This is a genomic window from Mesorhizobium sp. M5C.F.Ca.IN.020.32.2.1, from assembly GCF_004023105.1.
Lineage (GTDB): Bacteria > Pseudomonadota > Alphaproteobacteria > Rhizobiales > Rhizobiaceae > Mesorhizobium > Mesorhizobium wenxiniae.
Map to the genome: position 1 here is coordinate 1 of NZ_RZSX01001581.1, position 589 is coordinate 589.

Below are 589 nucleotides of genomic sequence, written 5' to 3' on the forward strand. Positions count from 1 at the left end.
GTCATCCACCATTACCATTGCATCGTACTTCTCGGCGAGATCACAGACGCCCTTCAGATTGGCGATGATGCCGTCCATGGAAAATACACCATCGGTGGCGATCAGCCGAAAACGGCAATCCCTTGCCTCCTTCAGCCGCGCCTCCAGATCGGCCATGTCGTTGTTGGCATAGCGGAAGCGCTTCGCCTTCGACAGCCGCACGCCGTCGATGATCGAAGCGTGGTTCAGCGCGTCGGAGATGACCGCATCCTCCTCGCCGAGCAGCGTCTCGAACAGGCCGCCATTGGCATCGAAGCACGAGCCGTAGAGGATCGTATCCTCCATGCCGAGGAAGCCAGAAATCGTCGCCTCGAGCTGCTTGTGCTCTTCCTGCGTGCCGCAGATGAAGCGCACCGACGCCATGCCATAACCATAGCGGTCGAGTGCCTGCTTGGCCGCGTCGCGCAATTCGGCGCTGTCTGCGAGGCCGAGATAATTGTTGGCGCAGAAATTCAGCACCTTTTCGCCGCCCACCTCGATCTCGGCCGACTGCGTCGAGGTGATCACCCGCTCGGATTTGTAGAGGCCGGCCGATTTCAGCCCTTGAAGC

Annotated in this window: 1 protein-coding gene; it reads right to left on the reverse strand. The window is 60.1% G+C overall.

All coding sequences use genetic code 11. The annotated features are described in order from the left end of the window. On the reverse strand, window positions 1-589 hold a 589-nt coding region (locus EOA86_RS37570; protein ID WP_128345887.1), incomplete at both ends, for an aminotransferase class I/II-fold pyridoxal phosphate-dependent enzyme.